2 protein-coding genes and 1 tRNA gene are annotated in these 1,530 nt (G+C 54.9%); 2 read left to right on the top strand and 1 reads right to left on the bottom strand.

Going from position 1 to position 1,530, the window contains the following annotated elements:
- Window positions 1-156 (top strand): EF-Tu C-terminal domain-related protein (locus BM229_RS17990; protein ID WP_476755916.1); only part of this gene is annotated, 156 nt, incomplete at its 5' end.
- 201 nt (window positions 157-357) lie between these two features.
- On the opposite strand, the gene BM229_RS17985 is transcribed toward BM229_RS17990, so the two are convergent.
- Window positions 358-855, bottom strand: a complete 498-nt coding sequence (locus BM229_RS17985; protein WP_093929012.1) for a DUF892 family protein — start codon at window positions 853-855, stop codon at window positions 358-360.
- A 143-nt stretch (window positions 856-998) separates the two neighbouring features.
- Between BM229_RS17985 and BM229_RS17980 the strand changes: the two genes are divergently transcribed.
- A tRNA-Trp gene (locus BM229_RS17980) sits at window positions 999-1,074 on the top strand.
- The last annotated feature ends 456 nt before the right edge of the window (window positions 1,075-1,530 follow it).

The raw sequence follows: 1,530 nt of genomic DNA, 5'->3' as shown, positions 1-1,530 counted from the left end.
CTGGCAGAAGGCACCGAGATGGTCATGCCTGGCGACAACGTGTCCTTCGGCGTTGAGCTGATCGCACCGATCGCCATGGAAAACGGCCTGCGCTTTGCGATCCGCGAAGGTGGCCGTACGGTTGGCGCCGGTGTTGTGTCGAAGATCACTGAGTAATTATGGGGTAGGCCTTTGGGCCTGACTTGTAAGACTTTCGAAAGGCCGCAGCATTTGCTGCGGCCTTTTGCGTTTGCGGGGGGATTTGTTGGGCAATCCCATGATAAGGGGGGCAGGCGGTTCTCGCCTTGGTCAAAGCCCTAAGAATAAAAAAGGCCGGCTCGTGTTGAGCCGGCCCGTGTTAATTCCTGCCAATAGTGCTTATGCCGCGTCAGCGTTCACACCACCTCTTGTCGCAATCTCAGTCATTCGGCGATCACCGTCATAGGTATGATCAAGTTGCTGCTGAAGTTGCGCACCGTCTTCATCCTCACCCAGACGGTTGGCAAAAGCCACCACACCGCCGTATCCGGCCAACGCGTAATGCACCATCCGCTGGTATTGCGTGATGATCATTGCATCGCGCGCATCGCTGTCGCCAAAGTCTTCCTCCAGCACATGTTTATGAGCCTCTTTCACAAGACCTTCCATGCCGTAACAATGCTCAGCATCTGGGTCCAAATCATGTTTGGCGCAGATGGATTTCAATACATCCATGCCCTTGGAAATTCCATTGCTGCCATCAATCAGCGCTTCCGACAGTTCTTTATCTTCCGCCGCACGCCCCAAGGCGTTGGTCGCCTCCAGCGATTGCTTGCAGGCCGAGTAAAGGTCTTGCAGTTGGTCGGTATAGACATCTCTGAGGTTGTTCATGGTCATAGGTCGTCCTCCAATTTCGGGCTTGGTTCGACGGGAAAACGTGAGCCGGGCATGCAATGTTCCCTTGATTGCAGAATATCGCCGGAAAGGTCAGATCTTGTCTTGATCCGGCGACCGTTTGCGACTACCCAGACCCCCGGCATAGGGGTTTAGCTCAGTTGGTAGAGCATCGGTCTCCAAAACCGAGGGTCGTGGGTTCGAGTCCCTCAGCCCCTGCCACATCCTTCCAGTGATCTGATGATGAACGCGCGTGCTTCTCGGATCGCGCTCCGCTAGGGCGCGTTCGCTGTTTGCGTTTCGGTTTTTGTGAAAGCAATGCAGGCTACGCCACGCGGGTCAGACTGGCGTGTACAGGCGCATCCTCTTGTTCGGCTCCCTCTCAGACCAGTTAGCGAGTCGATCAAGGCACTTCATTGTGATTCCGACTCAGGGTCTTGGTAAAACTGCGCTGAATCGGGTTTGTTTAACCCCCGTTAGATTCCATTGCATAGCAATTCTGAGGGGGCAGGTGACCTGCTCCAGCAGCTAACGCTCATCGAACTGCCTTATAAACAGTCCCTTACGCTGATGTTCCGTGAAATCTGATCTTTTCGTAATTTTCTGCTTGCGGGTTTGTGCGTCTAACCTTAGAACCCCCTCTACCGGCGGCGCAGAGATGCGGCGGCGGGGCGCCAG

This window comes from Sulfitobacter dubius (assembly GCF_900113435.1).
Classification (GTDB): Bacteria; Pseudomonadota; Alphaproteobacteria; order Rhodobacterales; family Rhodobacteraceae; genus Sulfitobacter; species Sulfitobacter dubius.
The sequence above is the reverse complement of the archived record's forward strand: the minus strand, read 5'-3'. Positions and strand labels throughout refer to the sequence as shown.